15 protein-coding genes and 1 riboswitch are annotated in these 17119 nt (G+C 72.8%); of the genes, 5 read left to right on the top strand and 10 right to left on the bottom strand.

The window, feature by feature from the left end; all coding sequences use genetic code 11:
* Positions 1–55: 55 nt before the first annotated feature.
* Positions 56–826 carry a zf-HC2 domain-containing protein gene (locus O2W18_RS00395; RefSeq protein WP_269185611.1) on the bottom strand — a complete coding sequence of 257 codons (771 nt, stop codon included), beginning with the start codon at positions 824–826 and terminating at the stop codon, positions 56–58.
* A 47-nt stretch (positions 827–873) separates the two neighbouring features.
* Here O2W18_RS00395 and O2W18_RS00390 point away from each other — a divergent pair, with 47 nt between their 5' ends.
* On the top strand, positions 874–1428 hold the full coding sequence (locus O2W18_RS00390; protein WP_269185610.1) for a sigma-70 family RNA polymerase sigma factor: 555 nt from the start codon (positions 874–876) through the stop codon (positions 1426–1428).
* 46 nt (positions 1429–1474) lie between these two features.
* Here O2W18_RS00390 and O2W18_RS00385 read toward each other — a convergent pair whose 3' ends face one another.
* The gene (locus O2W18_RS00385) at positions 1475–2461 is read right to left on the bottom strand and encodes a cytochrome c oxidase assembly protein (RefSeq protein ID WP_269185609.1); all 987 of its coding nucleotides are present in this window, start codon (positions 2459–2461) and stop codon (positions 1475–1477) included.
* A gap of 91 nt (positions 2462–2552) precedes the next feature.
* Positions 2553–3488 (bottom strand): DUF5926 family protein, encoded by a 936-nt coding sequence (locus O2W18_RS00380; protein WP_269185608.1) that lies wholly within the window; start codon positions 3486–3488, stop codon positions 2553–2555.
* Positions 3489–3609: 121 nt separating this feature from the next.
* On the opposite strand from O2W18_RS00380, the gene O2W18_RS00375 reads away from it, so the two are divergent.
* From O2W18_RS00375 to O2W18_RS00360, 4 genes are all read left to right on the top strand, one after another.
* A complete protein-coding gene (locus O2W18_RS00375) occupies positions 3610–4821 on the top strand; it encodes a cytochrome P450 (RefSeq protein WP_269185607.1) in 1212 nt (403 codons plus the stop codon).
* Positions 4822–5083: 262 nt separating this feature from the next.
* Positions 5084–5182: riboswitch (cyclic di-AMP (ydaO/yuaA leader) on the top strand.
* Positions 5183–5305: 123 nt separating this feature from the next.
* On the top strand, positions 5306–6070 hold the full coding sequence (locus tag O2W18_RS00370; protein ID WP_269185606.1) for a LysM peptidoglycan-binding domain-containing protein: 765 nt from the start codon (positions 5306–5308) through the stop codon (positions 6068–6070).
* Positions 6071–6332: 262 nt separating this feature from the next.
* Positions 6333–6893: a SigE family RNA polymerase sigma factor gene (locus O2W18_RS00365; protein WP_269185605.1), complete on the top strand. Its 561-nt coding sequence runs from the start codon at positions 6333–6335 to the stop codon at positions 6891–6893.
* Complete coding sequence (locus O2W18_RS00360; RefSeq protein WP_269185604.1) at positions 6890–7855, top strand: hypothetical protein; 966 nt, start codon at positions 6890–6892, stop codon at positions 7853–7855. The genes O2W18_RS00365 and O2W18_RS00360 overlap by 4 nt, the downstream gene beginning before the upstream one ends.
* Before the next feature lie 51 nt (positions 7856–7906).
* Here the strand turns inward: O2W18_RS00360 and araA are convergent, their stop codons facing one another.
* From araA to chvE, 7 genes are all read right to left on the bottom strand, one after another.
* Positions 7907–9430 carry an L-arabinose isomerase gene (araA, locus tag O2W18_RS00355; RefSeq protein WP_269185603.1) on the bottom strand — a complete coding sequence of 508 codons (1524 nt, stop codon included), beginning with the start codon at positions 9428–9430 and terminating at the stop codon, positions 7907–7909.
* Positions 9427–10110 carry an L-ribulose-5-phosphate 4-epimerase gene (locus O2W18_RS00350; protein WP_269185602.1) on the bottom strand — a complete coding sequence of 228 codons (684 nt, stop codon included), beginning with the start codon at positions 10108–10110 and terminating at the stop codon, positions 9427–9429. The genes araA and O2W18_RS00350 overlap by 4 nt, the downstream gene beginning before the upstream one ends.
* Positions 10107–11762 (bottom strand): xylulokinase, encoded by a 1656-nt coding sequence (locus O2W18_RS00345; RefSeq protein WP_269185601.1) that lies wholly within the window; start codon positions 11760–11762, stop codon positions 10107–10109. The genes O2W18_RS00350 and O2W18_RS00345 overlap by 4 nt, the downstream gene beginning before the upstream one ends.
* Positions 11763–11865: 103 nt before the next feature.
* Positions 11866–12870 (bottom strand): LacI family DNA-binding transcriptional regulator, encoded by a 1005-nt coding sequence (locus O2W18_RS00340; protein ID WP_269185600.1) that lies wholly within the window; start codon positions 12868–12870, stop codon positions 11866–11868.
* A gap of 120 nt (positions 12871–12990) precedes the next feature.
* Positions 12991–14244, bottom strand: coding sequence for a multiple monosaccharide ABC transporter permease (gene mmsB / locus O2W18_RS00335; protein WP_269185599.1), 1254 nt, complete (start codon positions 14242–14244; stop codon positions 12991–12993).
* The gene (mmsA, locus tag O2W18_RS00330; RefSeq protein WP_269185598.1) at positions 14241–15779 is read right to left on the bottom strand and encodes a multiple monosaccharide ABC transporter ATP-binding protein; all 1539 of its coding nucleotides are present in this window, start codon (positions 15777–15779) and stop codon (positions 14241–14243) included. The genes mmsB and mmsA overlap by 4 nt, the downstream gene beginning before the upstream one ends.
* Before the next feature lie 163 nt (positions 15780–15942).
* Complete coding sequence (gene chvE, locus O2W18_RS00325) at positions 15943–17094, bottom strand: multiple monosaccharide ABC transporter substrate-binding protein (protein ID WP_269185597.1); 1152 nt, start codon at positions 17092–17094, stop codon at positions 15943–15945.
* Between the last annotated feature and the right edge of the window lie 25 nt (positions 17095–17119).

The raw sequence follows: 17119 nt of genomic DNA, 5'->3' as shown, positions 1-17119 counted from the left end.
TCAGCTGCCGGTCGCACCGGCTGGTCACCGCGGCCAGTGAACCAGGGGCACGCGGTCAGGCGGCCGCGCGCTCGCCGCCGCCTTCGGCCCGGACCACGGCACGCGCGGCCGGGCCGGCGCCCCGCCAGCCGGGCGCCGCAGGACGCTCGGTCCACCGCCCGGGCTCCGCTCCCCGGGCGGCGGCCCACCGCGTCACCGGCCGGGCGACCCGCTCCCCGGTCGGCCCGGTGCGGACGCCGCGATTCCGCAGCGCGAGCCAGCTGACCAGCACGGCCCCACCGAGCAGCAGCAGGTGGCCGACCGCCCGGCCGGTGTGCACGTGACCGGCCCCCAGGTCCCCGACGGTGACCCAGGCGAGCACCGCGGCGAAGGGCAGCAGGAAGGGCAGGGCCCCGGCCGCCAGCCGCGGCAGCACGGCGACGCCGAGGAAGCAGGCGGCCAGTCCCAGGTTCCAGGCCCCAGTCTCGTGCGCCAGGTGCACCGGGGCGGCCGCCGCAGCACCGGTGCCCAGCAGCGCCGGCAGGCTGACCGCCAGCTGACCGGCGCCGACGGCCAGCAGGGTGAGCCGGAGGGCGGCGTCCAGCCACGCCCGGGAGCGGACCGCCGGCTGCACCGCAGGCAGCCGCCCCAGCACTGCGGCGGTCACGTCGGGCACCGCCGCGACCGGGGTCAGCCGGGCCCGCCGGGTGACCTCCGCCGCGGCCTCGGCCCACCCGCGGCAGGCCGGGCACCTGCCCAGGTGCTCGTCGACCCAGGTCTGCGGGAGGCCCGGCGACTCGCCGTCCAGGTCGGCGGAGACCGCCTCACGACAGGCTGCACAGCTCACGGTGGCATAGTCGCCGCCGACGACCGCAGAGTTCCCGGAGGGTCCACGTGGGGCAGCTGGAACGTCTCGCTGCCCGCGCAGCCGAGGGCGACAGCCTGGCTCAGGCCGCGCTGATCCGGGAGACGCAGACCGACGTGTGGCGGCTGTGCGCGCACCTGGCCGACCGCCAGGTCGCCGAGGACCTCACCCAGGAGACGTTCCTGCGTGCGCTCCCGGCGTTGCCGGGCTTCGAGGGCCGGTCGTCGCTGCGCACCTGGCTGCTGTCGATCGCCCGGCGGGTCTGCGCCGACCACCTGCGGTCCCGGAAGCGCCGCGGCCTGGTGCTGGTCTCCGACGACACCGACCTGGCCGACCTGGTCCGCGACGTGCCGGAGGACGAGGTGGGCGGGTCGGTCGCCGCGCAGGATGTGCTGGACCGACTGGAGCCCGAGCGCCGGGAGGCCTTCGTGCTCACCCAGCTGATCGGGTTGCCCTACGCCGAGGCCGCCGAGGTGGCGGGCTGCCCGATCGGCACGATCCGCTCGCGCGTGGCCCGGGCCCGGGCCGACCTGGTCGAGGCGCTGGTCGCCGCCGACCACCCCCGCAGCCGCCGTCCCTCCTAGCGCACCGCCCCTCCCGGGGCCGAGGTCCCGACGTCCGCCCCACCGGTCAGGGGTGCTGGGCCGCCAGCCGGCGCAGGCGCTCGTTGTACGCGGTCAGCTCGGGGTCCTCGCCGCTCTCGCCGCGGGCGATCGCCCGGTCCCGGGTCCGGTCGGCGGCCCGGTTGGACCGTTCCTCCGAGCGGGTCCACTGGAAGAAGACCACCGCCAGCACCAGCACGGTGGGGAACTCACCGAACGACCAGGCGATGCCGCCGGCCGCCCCCTGGTCGTAGAGCGGGTCGATGCCCCAGGACTCCGGCGGGGTGGCGTAGCTCGTCAGCAGCACGGAGCTGCTCATCATCACGATCACGCCGAAGAAGGCGTGGAACGGGGCGGGCAGCAGCAGCTCGAGCATCCGGGCGCCGTGCCCGGAGCGCCGGGGCCACGGGTCGATGGCCATGATCGGGCCGAAGAACAGCAGCCCGGTGACCAGGAAGTGCAGCAGCATGAACGTGTGCCCGACCGTCGTCGACATGAGGTCGTCGAACAGCGGGGTGAAGTAGACGCCGTAGAGGCTGGCGATGAACAGCGGCACGGTGAAGAACGGCGAGGCGACCAGCTGGCCCAGCCGGCTGTGCAGGGCGCCGAGCAGCGCGCGCCGCGGCACCCCCGCGGGTCCCTGCGCCGCGGGCAGGGCGCGCAGCATCAGGGTGACCGGGGCGCCGAGCAGCAGGAGCAGCGGCGTGATCATGCTCAGCACCATGTGCTGCACCATGTGCAGGCTGAAGAGCGCCATGCCGTAGCTCTGCAGGCCACTGGCGGTGACGTGGAAGAGGCTGGCGCAGCCGATCAGCCAGGCCACGGTGCGGGTCGGCGCCCAGCGCACCCCCCGCCGGTGCAGCCGCCACAGCCCGACCAGGTAGCCGACGGCCAGCAGCACGGCCAGCCAGGCCACCGGCGAGGCGGCGGCCAGGTCCAGGCCCAGCACCCGCCCGGTCGTCGGCGGCAGCTCCGGGACGTGCATCCCGCCCATGCCGCCGTGCTCGTGGCCCACGTCAGTCCTCTCTCAACTCCGCTGTGCGGCCCCCACGGTAGGCCTGGCCCGTCCCCCTCGCCGCAGTCGGCGAGGGGGACGGGCCCTCGGCTCAGCGCAGGGTGACCTGACGGGACAGCAGCCCGGCGCGGGCCCGACGCTCGTCGGCGTTCAGCGGCTCGGTGACCGCCAGCGCGGCCTCCAGCCGGGAGTGCAGCTCCGCTGAGGGACCTGCCCACTCGGCGCCCGGCACCTCACCCGGCACGTCCCACACCGGGACGGCGAGGCCCAGCGCACGGAAGGCACCGGCGTAGCGGGTGCCGTCCCCCAGACTGAGCTGCTCGGCCGCGCCGAGCCGGGCGAGGGCGTCCAGCAGCGCCTCCTCCGGCTCGGGGCGCACCCAGCGCACGTGCCCGCGCTCGGTGGTCGGCCGGCACCAGTACGCGGCCTCCAGGCCGGCCAGCCGCACCGTGGGCATCACCATCTCGTTGGCCTGCTGCAGGCTGGCCCGGGCGGTCGCGTCGACGTCGGCGCCCTCGAGCCAGAAGCCGAAGTCGTCGTGCACGGTGACCTCGAACGGCGCCGAGAGGTCCAGCAGCTCCTGCAGCCGCGGCCCGGCCGAGCCGGCGGCACCGATCGGGCCCGGGTCGACGGGAGCGCCGGCCGGGGCCTCGAGCGCGGCGGCGAGCGCGGTGCCGAGGTCGCGGCTGACGTCGTCGGAGGAGGTCTGCAGCTGGACGCCGAGCAGGATCTCCCCGTTGGCGCGCACCAGGGCGGGGGTGCCGCCGGGCAGGACGCTGGCCAGCGTGACCGACCGGCCGTCCGTGGTGGTCAGCTTCGCGGTGGCGGCCGGCACGAGCTCGCGCAGCGCCACCCAGTCGACCTCGCCGGGCAGGCCCTCGAACGGGCGGAGCACCGGCTGGCCGTAGCCGGAGCCGTGGCAGTGCTTGTAGCGGCGGCCGGAGCCGCAGGGGCAGGGCGCCTTCGGGTTGGTCTCACCGGCTGTCGCAGCCGGGGCGGCGGGACGGCGGGTCGTAGTGCGGGCCATGCATGCGAGGGTAGTCAAAGGACCCCCTCGCCCCCCGCCCCTCGCACGCTCGCGGCGGGACCCTGCGAGGGGGCCGCCCGCACTGCCGTGCCGCGCCGCTCCCCTCAGTACGCTGCTGCCGGTGACGCCGGCCCCTGCTCCGCTCGACCTGACCGACCCCGTTCTGGTCGCCGACCCCTACCCGGCCTTCGCCGTGGCCCGCGCCGCGGCGCCGGTGCAGTGGAACGAGCAGCAGGGCATGTGGCTGGCCCTCGGCCACGCCGAGGCCAACGCCGTCCTGCGGGACCGGCGGCTGGGCCGGATCTGGTCGGACAAGGCGCCGGCGGAGCGGTTCGAGAGCTTCAACCTGATCCACCGCAACGCGATCCTGGAGATGGAGCCGCCCACCCACACCCGGCTGCGCCGGCTGATCAGCGCCGCGTTCGCCCGCGGACACGTCGAGCGGCTGCGACCCTGGGTGCAGGAGCTGGCCGACTCCCTCGTCGACTCCCTCGTCGAGCGCTCCGCCGGGGACACCGGCGTCGACGTGCTGTCCGGGATGGCGGAGGAGCTGCCGGTCGCCGTCATCGCCGAGCTGCTGGGCGTGCCGGCAGCCGACCGGCCGCTGCTGCGCCCGTGGTCGAACGCCATCGTCAAGATGTACGAGTACGGCCGGACGACGGAGGTCGAGGCCGACGCCGAGCGGGCCGCCGCCGAGTTCGTCGCCTACCTCCGCGAGCTGGCCGCCGAGCGGCGGACCGCCCCGGGGGAGGACCTGCTCACCCACCTGGTCACGGTGCGCGACTCCGAGGGCGACCGGCTCACCGAGGACGAGCTGGTCACCACCTGCATCCTGCTGCTCAACGCCGGGCACGAGGCGACGGTCAACGTGAGCGGCAACGGCCTGCTGGCGCTGCTGGAGCACCCGGACCAGCTGGATCGGCTGCGCGCGGACCCGGACCTGCTCCCGACGGCGATCGAGGAGCTGATGCGCTTCGACTCGCCGCTGCAGCTGTTCGAGCGCACCGCCACCTCCGACGTCGAGATCGGCGGGGTGACCGTCGCCCAGGGGCAGAAGGTCGCCGCCCTGCTGGGCAGCGCGAACCGGGACCCGGCCGTCTTCACCGACCCCGACACCCTCGACGTGGGGCGCACCGACAACCCGCACATCTCCTTCGGCGCGGGGGTGCACTTCTGCATCGGCGCCCCGCTGGCGCGGGTCGAGCTGCAGGCCTCCTTCGGTGCGCTGCTGAGCCGCACCTCCCGGCTGGAGCTGGCCCGCCCGGCCCGACGCCGCCCGGAGTTCGTCATCCGCGGGCTCCAGGACCTGCCGGTCGTGCTCACCGGCCGCTGAGCCCCCAGCCCCGGCCCCGGTGCAGCGGACCACATGCCGTTGCGTCGGGAAACGACCCGGGGGCACCAGTCCACGGCGCGTCCATGATCCGTCACAGCTCGTGCTGACCGCGTCGGGGAGCCCGGGAAAGCTCACCGCCGACCGGCTCCGCCGGCCGACGGCCTGCCTACCGTTGGTCCGTCCGCCACACGGCGGGCTCCGGACGACGACACCGCCGAACCTGCCCACCGTCGGCCCGGACGTCACGAGACCACGGGCAGGCGCGGGGGACCCACCTCGCAAGACCAGGCCTCCGGGCCTTGGGGTGAAGCCGCAGCACGCGGCCGGGCAGCTCTCGCCCGAACCCGACAGCTAACTCCGCAGGCGGCGAGAGGCACACACACCCATGCTCAATCGCTTCACGGCACGGCGCGACCGCTCCTCCGGGCGATCCGCCTTCGCTTCCGCGGCGCGCCCGGCCATGGTCGTCGCGGCAGCTGCAGCGATGTCCTTCGGGGTCATCGCGCCCGCCCAGGCCCACACCGGCAGCCACACCGTCAGCCCCGGGGACACCCTCAGCAAGCTGGCCAGCAGCCACGGCACGACCTGGCAGACCGTCTACGCGGCCAACCAGGGCACCATCGGCGGCAACCCGAACGTGCTGCGCGTCGGCCAGGTGCTCTCCATCGGCGGCGGCTCGGCCCCCGCGGCTGCACCGGCGGCCGCACCGGCAGCGGCCTCCGGCAGCTACGTCGTCCGCGCCGGCGACACGCTGAGCAAGATCGCCGCGGCGCACGGCACCACCTGGCAGAGCATCTACGCCGCCAATCGCGACACCATCGGCGGCAACCCGAACGTGCTCCGCGTCGGGCAGGCCCTCACCCTCGGCGGCGGGGCAGCACCCGCGGCCCCGGCGCCCAGCCGGCCGGCCCAGCAGGCCGCCAGCCGCAGCGCCGACCGGACCGCCACCGGTGACCCCCGCAGCATCGGCCGGACCATGGTGGCCGAGCGCGGCTGGGGGGCCGGCGAGTTCACCTGCCTGGACAGCCTGTGGACCAAGGAGAGCAACTGGAACCCCACGGCCGACAACCCGAACTCCAGCGCCTACGGCATCCCGCAGGCGCTGCCCGGCTCGAAGATGGCCTCGGCCGGCCCGGACTGGCGCACCAACCCGGCGACCCAGATCACCTGGGGTCTGGGTTACATCAGCGACCGCTACGGCACCCCGTGCGCCGCGTGGGCGCACTCCCAGGCCAACAACTGGTACTGATCCACGAGCGCGACGGGTCGGTCGGCGCGGTCACGCGCTGACCGGCCCGCACCGGTGATCCGGGCCGACCGGACCATCGGCACGACGACGCCCCGGCCGGGCAACCGGCCGGGGCGTCGTCCGTTCCGGACGAGATCCTCCGGCCCCTGCCAGAGGCCCACTCACCGCGCCCGCTGAGCCGTTACCGGATCGTGACCGGGGGACCTGGGGGCCAGCCGGACTGCCGATGCGTCTCCTCAGTGGGACCAGCGGAAGGGATGCGGTGGCGAAGGAGCAGGACGAGGAGTTCACCGACTTCGTCGGTGCGCACGGCCCACGGCTGCTGCGCACCGCCGTGCTGCTGACCGGTGACCGCGGCCGCGGCGAGGACCTGCTGCAGACCGCGCTGGCCCGCGCGTACGGCCGGTGGAGCACGGTCCGCCGCGCCGACGACCCCGTCGCCTACGTGCGCAAGATGCTGGTCAACGGCCACCTGAGCTGGCTGCGCCGGCTCAGCAACACCGAACAGGTGGTCGAGTGGTTCCCCGACTCCCCGGACCGGGTGGACCTGCAGGCGCTGCACGCCGAGGCCGACGAGCTGCGCACCGCGCTGCGCGAGCTGAGCCCGCGGGTGCGCACCGCGGTGGTGCTGCGCCACCTCGACGACCTCAGCGAGGCCGACACCGCACGCCTGATGGGCTGCTCGGTGAGCACGGTAGGCAAGCACGTCTCCCGCGGCCTCGCCGTGCTGCGCACCGTCCTGGACCGTTCCCCCGGGCCGTCCTTCCACCCCTCCCCCGAACCGTCCCCCGACCCGGCACGGACCACCCGGAGGCACGCGTGAACCCCCACGAGCGCGACCTCGCGGGCCGGCTGCACGGTCTGGCCGACGAGCTGACCGCCGGCGGAGGCGGCGATGCCGCCGACGCGGTGGCCCGCTGGCGCCACCGGCGCCGGACCCGGCGGACGTTGACGGCGGTCGCCGTCGGCGTGGCCGCGGTGGCCGTCGGAGGCGTGGTCGCCGTCGGCCCACCGTCCTCCGCACCGCTCCCCGGGGGCACCGCGCGGCCGACGGTCACGTCGTCGGCGCCGGCCACGGCACCGACGCCGCCGCCGCCCGGAGAATCCACGCCGTCCGGGACACCGGTGCCCGACGACAGCCCGGTCACCGGCGGTGCGACCGAGGCCTACGGCAAGGAACCGATCCCGGCGGTGTCCGCGGCGGAGAAGGCACGGCTGACCGCCGAGGCGCAGGCCGACCTGGACCGGGTGGTCGACGCCCTGCCGCCGTCCCTGGCGTTCCCCTCGCCCACCGAGTGGGACCGGTGGCTGCCGGAGCCCAAGCCGTACCCGGGCCGGGACACCGCGGACGACCTCTCCACCTGTCCGGTGCTGTCCGACGGCCTCTCCGCTGCTCTGGGGTCCCGGATGAGCTACTGGACCGGCACGCTGCCCGGCGCGTGCACCTGGGCGCCAGTACCGCTGCTGTACGACACCATCGACTACCCGTTCACGGTGCGCGTGGGCTTCCTGGGCGACGGGACGACGCCCGCCGACGTCGCCCGCGATGCGTTCGACTGGGTGCCCCAGGGCGATCCGACCCCCTGCCCCCGGGCCGACGTGGTCGACGGCGGCGTGCTGATCCGGTGCAGCTCGGTCGACCAGGCGTCGTTCCAGCTGGCCGTCCCCGACGCCCGCGGCAAGGGCACCTGGGTGCTCGACGCCACGGCCGACCAGGACGGCGAGGTCACCGCCGCCGAGGCGTTCACCGCGCTGCTCGACGGCGTCGCCCGGAACTACGGGTGAGACGACGACGCCCCGCCCGCAGAACCGGGCGGGGCGTCGCGCGTCAGGCGTTCAGAGGCGCTGGTTGAGCCGGTGGTAGGCGGCGCTCCAGCGCAGCTCCTTGGCCAGGCTGCGCCGGGTGGTGTCGGCGTCGATGAGCACCAGCTCGGTGTCGAAGACCTCGGCCAGGTCGGTCAGCTCCTCGGCTCCCAGCTGGGTCGACAGCACCGTGTGGTGCGGCCCGCCGGCCGTCAGCCAGCCCTCGGTCGCCGTCTCGAAGTCCGGCCGGGGTTCCCAGACCGCCCGGGCGACCGGCAGGTTCGGCAGCGGCTCGGACGGGTCGACGACGTCGATCTCGTTGGCCACCCAGCGGAACCGGTCGCCCAGGTCGCACCAGCCCAGCGTGATGCCGGCGGCGGGGGCTGCGGTGAACACCAGCCGGGCCGGGTCCTCGCGGCCGCCGATGCCGAGCGGGTGCACCTCCAGCCGCGGCTTGTCCCCGGCGATCGTCGGGCACACCTCGAGCATGTGCGCGCCCAGGATCTTCGGGGTCTCCGAGGCCAGGTCGTAGGTGTAGTCCTCCATGAAGGAGGTGCCACCGGGCAGGCCCTGGGCCGCGACCTTGAGCACCCGCAGCAGCGCGGAGGTCTTCCAGTCGCCCTCGCCGCCGAAGCCGTAGCCGTCGGCCATCAGCCGCTGCACGGCCAGGCCGGGGAGCTGCCGCAGGCCGCCGAGGTCCTCGAAGTTGGTGGTGAAGGCGCCGAAGCCGCCGTCCTCCAGGAACGAGCGCAAGGCCACCTCGATCCGGGCCTGGTAGCGGACGCTGTGGTGCCGGTCGCCGCCGGGACGCAGGTCGGCGTCCATCTCGTAGAGGTCGCCGTACTCGGCGACGACCGCGTCGACGGCCGACTCGGGCACCCGCTCGACGACCGCGACCAGGTCGTTGACGCCCCAGGTGTTGACCGACATGCCGAAGCGGATCTCCGCCTCGACCTTGTCGCCCTCGGTGACCGCGACGTTCCGCATGTTGTCGCCGAACCGGGCCAGCTTCAGGCCGCGGGCGGCAGCGGCACCGGCGGCGGCGCGGGCCCAGGAGCCCACCCGGGCCTGCACCCGGGAGTTGCCCGCGTACCCGGAGACGGTGGTCCGCGGGGTGCGCAACCGGGTCAGCATGAACCCGTACTCCCGGTCGCCGTGGGCGGCCTGGTTGAGGTTCATGAAGTCCATGTCGATCGTCGCCCACGGCAGGGCGGCGTCGGCCTGGGTGTGCAGGTGGAGCAGTGGCTTGCGCAGCGCGTCCAGCCCGGAGATCCACATCTTCGCCGGGGAGAAGGTGTGCATCCAGGTGATGACGCCGAGGCAGTTCGGGTCCTCGTTCGCCTCCCCCATCATCCGGCGGATCGCGCCGGCGTCGGTGAGCACCGGCTTCCAGACCACCCGGACCGGCACGGCGTCGGCGCCGTCCAGCATCGCGGCGACCTGCTGCGACTGCTCGGCGACCTGCTGGAGGGTCTCCTCGCCGTACAGCCCCTGGCTGCCGGTGAGGAACCAGATCTCCGAACCCTCGAATGCCACCTGCTGCTCCTTCGTGCTCATCGTTGTCCGTAGACGTTCTGGTAGCGCGCGTACAGCGAGTCGATGTCCGCCTGCGCGATCGGGACCGGCTCACCGAGCTGCCGGGAGAGGTGCACCGTGCGGGCGACGTCCTCGGTCATGACGGCGGCCTTGACCGCGGCCTTCGCCGAGGCCCCGATGGTGAAGACGCCGTGGTTCTTCATCAGCACCGCCGGCGAGCGGTGCCCCTGCAGGGTCTCGACGATGCCCTGGCCGATGGAGTCGTCGCCGATGAGCGCGAACGGCCCGACCGGGATGGGCCCGCCGAACTCGTCGGCCATCGCCGTGAGCACGCAGGGGATCTCCTCGTGCCGGGCCGCCCAGGCCGCGGCGTAGGTGCTGTGCGTGTGCACCTGGCCGTTGACCTCGGGCATGTTCCGGTAGACGTAGGCGTGCGCGTCGGTGTCCGAGGACGGCGCCTTGACGCCGTCGACGGCGTTGCCGTCCAGGTCGCAGACGGTGATGCCCTCCCAGGTCAGCTCGTCGTACTCGACGCCGCTGCCCTTGATGACGAACAGGTCCTCGCCGGGGACCCGCTCGGAGACGTTGCCCGAGGTCCAGGTGACCAGCTCGTAGCGAGTGAGATAGGAGTGCAGGTGGGCGACGTGCTCGCGCTGCGCGCGCAACGTCCCCTGCTCGGTGCGGGTGGGGGTGGCGGTCATGCCGGCTGCTCCTCGGTGATGGCGGCGGACGGGGTCGGGTCGGTCTGCCGGTCGCCGACGGCCACGTGCGCCACGGCGGCCCGCTCGACCGGGAGGGCGGCGACGTACCGCGCCATGAACGCGTCGAAGCCCGCGACGTCGGCGGGGTCGGGCTCGGCGGTGGTCAGGCTGGCGTCGGTGAAGACGGTCCCGTCCAGGTAGTCCGCCAGGCTCTGGTCCGGCTCGCGCCGGGTGGCGAAGGCAGCCAGGACGGCGATGCCCCAGGCGCCCCCCTCCGCGGCGACGTCCCCGACGGAGACCGGGGTGTCGATCGCGGCAGCCAGGAAGCGCTGCGCCACCCCCTCGGTCTTGAACATGCCGCCGTGGGCGAACATCCGGTCCAGCCGCACGCCCTCCGCCTTCTGCAGGACGTCCATGCCGATCCGCAGCGTGGCCAGGGACGAGAACAGGTGCGTCCGCATGAAGGTGCCGAGGTCCAGCGGGCTGTCCGGCGAGCGCAGGAAGAGCGGCCGGCCCTCCTCGAACTCGGTGATCGGCTCGCCGGAGAGGTAGTTGTAGGCGAGCATGCCGCCGCAGTCGCTCGCCCCGCCCAGCGCGGCGGTGAAGAGGGTCTCGAAGACCTGGGAGGCATCCGCCTCGGCGCCCAGCGCCCGGGCGAACTCGGCGAACAGCCCGGCCCAGGCGTTGAGCTCGCTGGCCCCGTTGTTGCAGTGCACCATCGCCACCGGGTCACCGGCCGGCGTGGTCACCAGGTCCAGCTCACGGTGCACCTGGGCGAGCTCGCGCTCGAGCACCACCATGGCGAACACCGACGTCCCGGCGGAGACGTTGCCGGTGCGGGGGGCGACCGAGTTGGTGGCGACCATCCCGGTGCCTGCGTCACCCTCCGGGGGGCAGAGCGGCACGCCGGGGCGCAGCACGCCGGTGGGGTCGAGCAGCCGCGCGCCCGCCTCGGTGAGCGTGCCGGCCGGCTGGCCGGCGACGGCGATGGTCGGCAGCAGCTCGGCCAGGGTCAGCTCGACCCCGGCCTCGGCGGCCAGCTGGTCGAACCGGGCCAGCATCGTGGCGTCGTACCCGCCGTCGGCGCCGATCGGGAAGATGCCGCTGGCGTCCCCGACGCCGAGGACCTTCTCGCCGGTGAGCTGCCAGTGCACGTACCCGGCGAGCGTGGTCAGGTGGTCGACCCGGCTGACGTGCTCCTCGCGGTCCAGGACGGCCTGGTAGAGGTGCGCGACGCTCCACCGGTGCGGGATGTTGCACCCGAACTCGGCGCTGAGCCGCTCGGCTGCGCGACCGGTGTTCGTGTTGCGCCAGGTGCGGAACGGCGCGAGCAGCTCGCCGTCGGCGTCGAAGGCCAGGTAGCCGTGCATCATCGCGGAGACGCCGAGCGCACCGACGCCGGCCAGCTCCACCCCGTGGCGTCGCCGCACGTCCTCGGCCAGGGCTGCGACGCTCTGCTGCACCCCGGACCACACGTCCTCCAGGGAGTACGTCCAGAGCCGGTCGACCAGCTGGTTCTCCCAGTCGTGGCTGCCGACGGCGAGCGGCGCGTGGTCCGGGCCGATCAGCACGGCCTTGATCCGGGTCGAACCGAACTCGATCCCCAGGGCGGTGCGACCGGAGGTGATCGCGGTGCCTGCGTCCATCGTCATCTCAGGAGCCCTCTCCGCCCACCGTGCCGGGCGTGGTCGCAAGGAGCCGGACGGCTGTGGGCCGCGGCACGGTGCTCGATTGTTAGCGTTAACAACACCTCAGTCAAACCGTCCGGCGGGCCGGTCCGGTGGACCGCCGCACGATCAACTGCGGCAGCACCGGCTGGGACTCCAGGGGTTCCCCGCGCAGCCGGGAGAGCACCAGCTCGACGCCCCGGCGGCCCAGCTCGGCGAAGTCCTGCCGCACCGTGGTGAGCGGCGGGCTGAAGTAGCCGCACTCGGGCACGTCGTCGAAGCCCACCACGCTGATGTCCCCGGGCACAGACAGCCCCTCGTCGGCCAGGGCGCTGAGCAGGCCCAGCGCCATCTGGTCGTTGGCCACGAACACGGCAGTGACGTCCTCCCCGGCCCGCGCCCGCGCGGCGAGCGCCCGGCCGGCCGCGTGCCCCGAGGACGGCCACCAGTCCCCGTGCAGCGGCTCGGGCACGGGCGCGTCGGCGTCCTCCAGGGCACGGCGCCAGCCGACCACGCGCCCGCGGGCCTCCAGCGAGTCCGGTGGCCCGGTGACGTGGTGGACCGTGCGGTGCCCGAGCTCGAGCAGGTGCCGGGTGGCCAGCTCGGCCCCCACCTCCTGCGCGACCCAGACCGTGGGCCGGGACTCGTCGCGGCCCACCTGCACCGCGATCAGCGGCACCGGCGCCTCGAACCGCCGGAGCGCGTCCACCGCCTGGCCGTAGGTGGACAGCGCCACCACCGCGTCGACGGACTGGGCCACGAAGCGGTCGACCGCCTCGCGCATCGCCGCCTCGCTGTCGTCGTCGAGGATGGCGACCCCGAGGGAGTAGCCGGCCGCGCGGGCGGCCTTCTCGAGCCCGAGCAGCGTCTGCGCCGGCCCGTACTGGTTGATGTGCGAGACCACCAGCCCGAACGAGCGGGTGGATCCGGTGACCAGGGCGCGGGCCGCCGCGTTCGGCCGGTAGCCGAGCTCGGTGATGGCCCGCTGGACGCGTTCCCTGGTCGCCGGCGCCACGTTCGGGTGCCCGTTGACGACCCGGGACACCGTCTGGTGCGAGACGCCGGCGTGCACGGCGACGTCGGAGAGTGCCAACGCGCGCGGCGCTCCATCGGGCAGCACGGTTCCCCCTTCAGCAGAGGGCGGCGCCGATGCCGTCCTCGAGGTGAGGACGGCGCCGGTGCCGCCCTCGACTTGGTGGCTCCGCGACCTACGTCAGCGGGAGGCTCCGGCGCGCCGCTTGTTGTAGACGTCGAAGGCGACGGCCAGCAGCAGGACGAGGCCCTTGACCACCGACTGGATCGACTGGTCGACGCCCAGGAGCGACATGCCGTTGCTCATGACCGCCATGATCAGACCACCGACCATGGCCCCGACCACGGTGCCGACACCGCCGGTGACCGCCGCACCACCGATGAAGGCGGCGGCGATGGCGTCCAGCTCGAACATCTCGCCGGCGGCAGGCTGGGCCCCGTTGGACCGGGAGGAGTAGATGACCCCGGCCACCGCGGACAGGAAGCCCATGTTGACGAAGATCCAGAAGTTGACGGCCTTGACCTTGACGCCGGACAGCGTCGCCGCCGAGAGGTTGCCGCCGATGGCGTAGACCTGGCGCCCGAACACCGTGTTCTTGGTGATCAGGCCGTAGGTGATCGCCAGCACACCGAGGATGATCAGCACGATGGGGAGGCCGCGCGCGTTGGCCAGCTGCCAGGCGAAGGCCATCACGACCGCGCCGACGGCGACGACCTTGACGATGAACAGCGCCAGGGACTCCACCGGCTGCCCGTAGCGCGTCCGGGCAGCCCGGGAGCGCCACCCGCTGACCGCGTAGCCGGCCACCGCCACGCCGCCGATCAGCAGGGTGAAGGCGTCGTAGCCGTAGCCACCGAGCAGGCCGTTGAGGAACCCGCTGGCCACCTCGCGGTACTCCGCCGGGAACGGGGACAGTGAGACGTTGTCCAGCACCTGCAGCGTCAGCCCGCGGAACAGCAGCATGCCGGCGAGGGTCACGATGAACGCCGGGATGCCGACGTAGGCGACCCAGAAGCCGTGCCAGGCGCCGACCAGCAGGCCCACCGCGATGGCGGCCAGGATGCCGACCCACCACGGCAGGCCCCGGTCGATGACCAGCACAGCGGAGACGGCTCCGGTGAGCGCGACGACCGACCCCACGGAGAGGTCGATGTGCCCGGCGATGATCACGATGACCATGCCGATGGCGAGCACCAGGATGTAGGAGTACTGCAGGACCAGGTTGGTGACGTTCCCGGCGCTGAGGAGGGTGCCGTCGGTCAGGAACGTGAAGAGCGCGACGATCGCGATGAAGGCGACGTAGATGCCACTCTGGCGCAGGTTGCTGCGGAGGAACTCGCGCATGCTGCCCGAACCGCTCTGCCCGGCGGGCTTGGGCGTGAAGTCGGCGTTCGGTGGGGTCTGACCCGCCTCTGGGGGAACGGTCCTGGTCATGCTGCGAGCTCCCTCTCCTTGGTCATGAGCGCCATCAGGCTCTCCTGGGTGGCCTCACGCACCGGCACCTCACCGGTGATCCGGCCGGCGGACAGCGTGTAGACGCGGTCGCAGGTGCCGAGCAGCTCGGGCAGCTCGGACGAGATGACGACGACGGCCTTCCCGGCCGCCACGAGGTCGTTGATGATCGTGTAGATCTCGTACTTGGCGCCCACGTCGATGCCGCGGGTGGGCTCGTCGAGGATGAGCACGTCCGGGTCCGTGTAGAGCCACTTGGACAGGACGACCTTCTGCTGGTTGCCGCCGGAGAGCTTGCCCACGATCGACGAGACGCTGGGCGCCTTGATGTTCATGCTCTTCCGGCTGGCCTCGGCGACCTTCGTCTCCTCGTTGCTGTTCACCCAGCCACGGCGGGAGAGCTTGCCGAGGCCGGCGGCGGAGATGTTCCGCCGGATGTCCTCGATCAGGTTGAGGCCGTACTTCTTGCGGTCCTCGGTCGCGTAGGCGATGCCGTTGTCGATCGCCTCGGTGACCGAGCGCGTCTTCACCTCCTTGCCGTGCATGAAGACCTTGCCGGAGACCAGCCGGCCGTAGGAGCGGCCGAAGATGCTCATCGCGAGCTCGGTGCGCCCGGCGCCCATCAGCCCGGCGATCCCGACGACCTCACCGGCGCGCACCGAGAAGTCGGCGTGGTCGACCACCAGACGATCCTGGGTCGGGTGCTTGACCGTCCAGTCCTCGACGCGGAGGACCTCCTCGCCCGGGTGCGACTCGCGCTCGGGGTAGTAGGACTCCAGGTCGCGGCCGACCATGCCGCGGATGATCCGGTCCTGGGTGACCTCGCCGGCGCGCAGGCTCAGCGTCTCGACGGTCTGCCCGTCCCGGATGATCGTCACGTTGTCGGCGATCGCGGTGATCTCGTTCAGCTTGTGCGAGATGATGATCGAGGTGATCCCGCGCTCCTGGAGCTTGCGGATCAGACCGAGCAGGTGCGCGGAGTCGGTGTCGTTGAGCGCCGCGGTGGGCTCGTCCAGGATGAGCAGCTTCACGTCCTTGGACAGCGCCTTCGCGATCTCCACGAGCTGCTGCTTGCCGACGCCGAGCTGCCCGACGGGGGTGATCGCGTTCTCGTGCAGGCCCACGGACTCGAGCAGCTCGCTGGCCTCGGCGTTGACCTTGTGCCAGTTGATCAGGCCGCCGCGGCCGCGGCGCTCGTTGCCCAGGAAGATGTTCTCCGCGATGGAGAGGTAGGGCACCAGCGCGAGCTCCTGGTGGATGATCGCGATCCCCACGTGCTCGCTGTCGCGGATGCCGGAGAACCGGCACACGTCGCCGTCGAAGACGATCTCGCCGTCGTAGCTGCCGGCCGGGTAGACGCCGGAGAGCACCTTCATCAGCGTCGACTTGCCCGCGCCGTTCTCACCACAGATCGCGTGGACCTCGCCGCGTCGCACGGTCAGCGACACGTCCTCCAGGGCCTTGACCCCGGGGAAGGTCTTGGTGATGGAGCGCATCTCCAGGATGTTGTCGTCCATGGACTCCGTCGTCCTCGTCACTCACAAGGGATGGATGGACCGAGTACGGGTCACTCGGGTGTGCAGTTGCGGTCACCCCACCGGCCGGTGTCCGGCAGGTGGGGTGGACCCGGCCGGGTCCGGCAGCATTCCGGCTGAAGATCGCCTTCCTCGTGGGTGGACGTCAGTCCGTCTGACCTGCGGCGACCTCTTCGGCGGTGTAGTAGCCGGAGTCGATCAGGACCGACTGGATGTCGTCCTGGTAGACCGTCTCGATCGGGAGCAGGTAGGACGGGACGACCTTGACACCGTTGTCGTAGGTCTCGGTGTCGTTGGCCTCCGGCTCCTCGCCCTCGAGGTAGGCGGTGGCGGCGGCGACGGCCTGCTCGGCCAGCAGCCGGGTGTCCTTGAAGACCGTGGAGTCCTGGACGTTGTCGGCGATCAGCTTGACCGAGGCGATCTCGGCGTCCTGGCCGGTGATCGCCGGCATCGGCTTGGGCTGCGCGTCCTGCGTCGGGCCGTACCCGGCGTTCTGCAGCGCGGTGATGATGCCGCGGGAGATGCCGTCGTAGGGCGACAGGACGCCGTTGACGACCGAGCCGTCGTTGTAGCTGGAGGTGAGCAGGTCCTCCATGCGCCGCTGGGCGGTCTCCTGCGACCAGCGCAGCGTGGCGGCCTGCTCGATGCTCGTCTGGCCGGACTTGACGACGAGCGTGCCGTTGTCGATGTAGGGCTGCAGCACCGACATCGCGCCTTCGAAGAAGAACCCGGCGTTGTTGTCGTCCAGCGAGCCGGCGAACAGCTCGATGTTGAACGGCCCGGTGGCCCCGGTCGGGTTGCCCTCTTCGTCGGTGATGCCCAGGCCGGTCAGCAGGGCGGTGCCCTGCGCGACGCCGACCTTGAAGTTGTCGAAGCTGACGTAGAAGTCGACGTTCTCGGTCTCCCGGATCAGCCGGTCGTAGCTGATCACCGGGATGCCCTGGTCGGCCGCGTTCTGCAGCTGCGCGCTGAGCGCGGTGCCGTCGATCGCCGCGACGATCAGTGCGTCGACGCCCTGGGCGATCATCTGGTCGATCTGCTGCGACTGGGTCGGGATGTCGTCACCGGCGTACAGCAGCTCGACGTCGTACCCGGCGCCCTCGAGCTGGTCCTCGACGTTGGCGCCGTCGGCGATCCAGCGCTCGGAGGTCTCGGTCGGCATCGAGACGCCGATCGTGAGGTCCTCAGGAGCTGCGTTCTCGGTGTCGTTGGTGCTGCCGGCGCCCTCTCCGCCACATGCGGTGAGGGTGAGCGCCAGCGAGGCGCCCAGGGCGGTCAGACCGAGCTTCTTGTTCACTGCCACATCTCTCCTTCGAGACATC

It is taken from the genome of Modestobacter sp. VKM Ac-2983, assembly GCF_026967885.1.
Taxonomy (GTDB): Bacteria; Actinomycetota; Actinomycetes; order Mycobacteriales; family Geodermatophilaceae; genus Modestobacter.
Note: the sequence above shows the minus strand (reverse complement) of the source record. Positions and strands in the feature narration are given on the sequence as shown.

Excerpts from the sequence above, each read along its gene's own strand:
- O2W18_RS00380 (WP_269185608.1), bottom strand. The coding sequence starts at position 3,488 with ATGGCCCGCACTACGACCCGCCGTCCCGCCGCCCCGGCTGCGACAGCC.
- O2W18_RS00370 (WP_269185606.1), top strand. The coding sequence starts at position 5,306 with ATGTCCTTCGGGGTCATCGCGCCCGCCCAGGCCCACACCGGCAGCCAC.
- araA (WP_269185603.1), bottom strand. The coding sequence starts at position 9,430 with ATGAGCACGAAGGAGCAGCAGGTGGCATTCGAGGGTTCGGAGATCTGG.
- O2W18_RS00350 (WP_269185602.1), bottom strand. The coding sequence starts at position 10,110 with ATGACCGCCACCCCCACCCGCACCGAGCAGGGGACGTTGCGCGCGCAG.
- O2W18_RS00345 (WP_269185601.1), bottom strand. The coding sequence starts at position 11,762 with ATGACGATGGACGCAGGCACCGCGATCACCTCCGGTCGCACCGCCCTG.
- mmsB (WP_269185599.1), bottom strand. The coding sequence starts at position 14,244 with ATGACCAGGACCGTTCCCCCAGAGGCGGGTCAGACCCCACCGAACGCC.
- mmsA (WP_269185598.1), bottom strand. The coding sequence starts at position 15,779 with ATGGACGACAACATCCTGGAGATGCGCTCCATCACCAAGACCTTCCCC.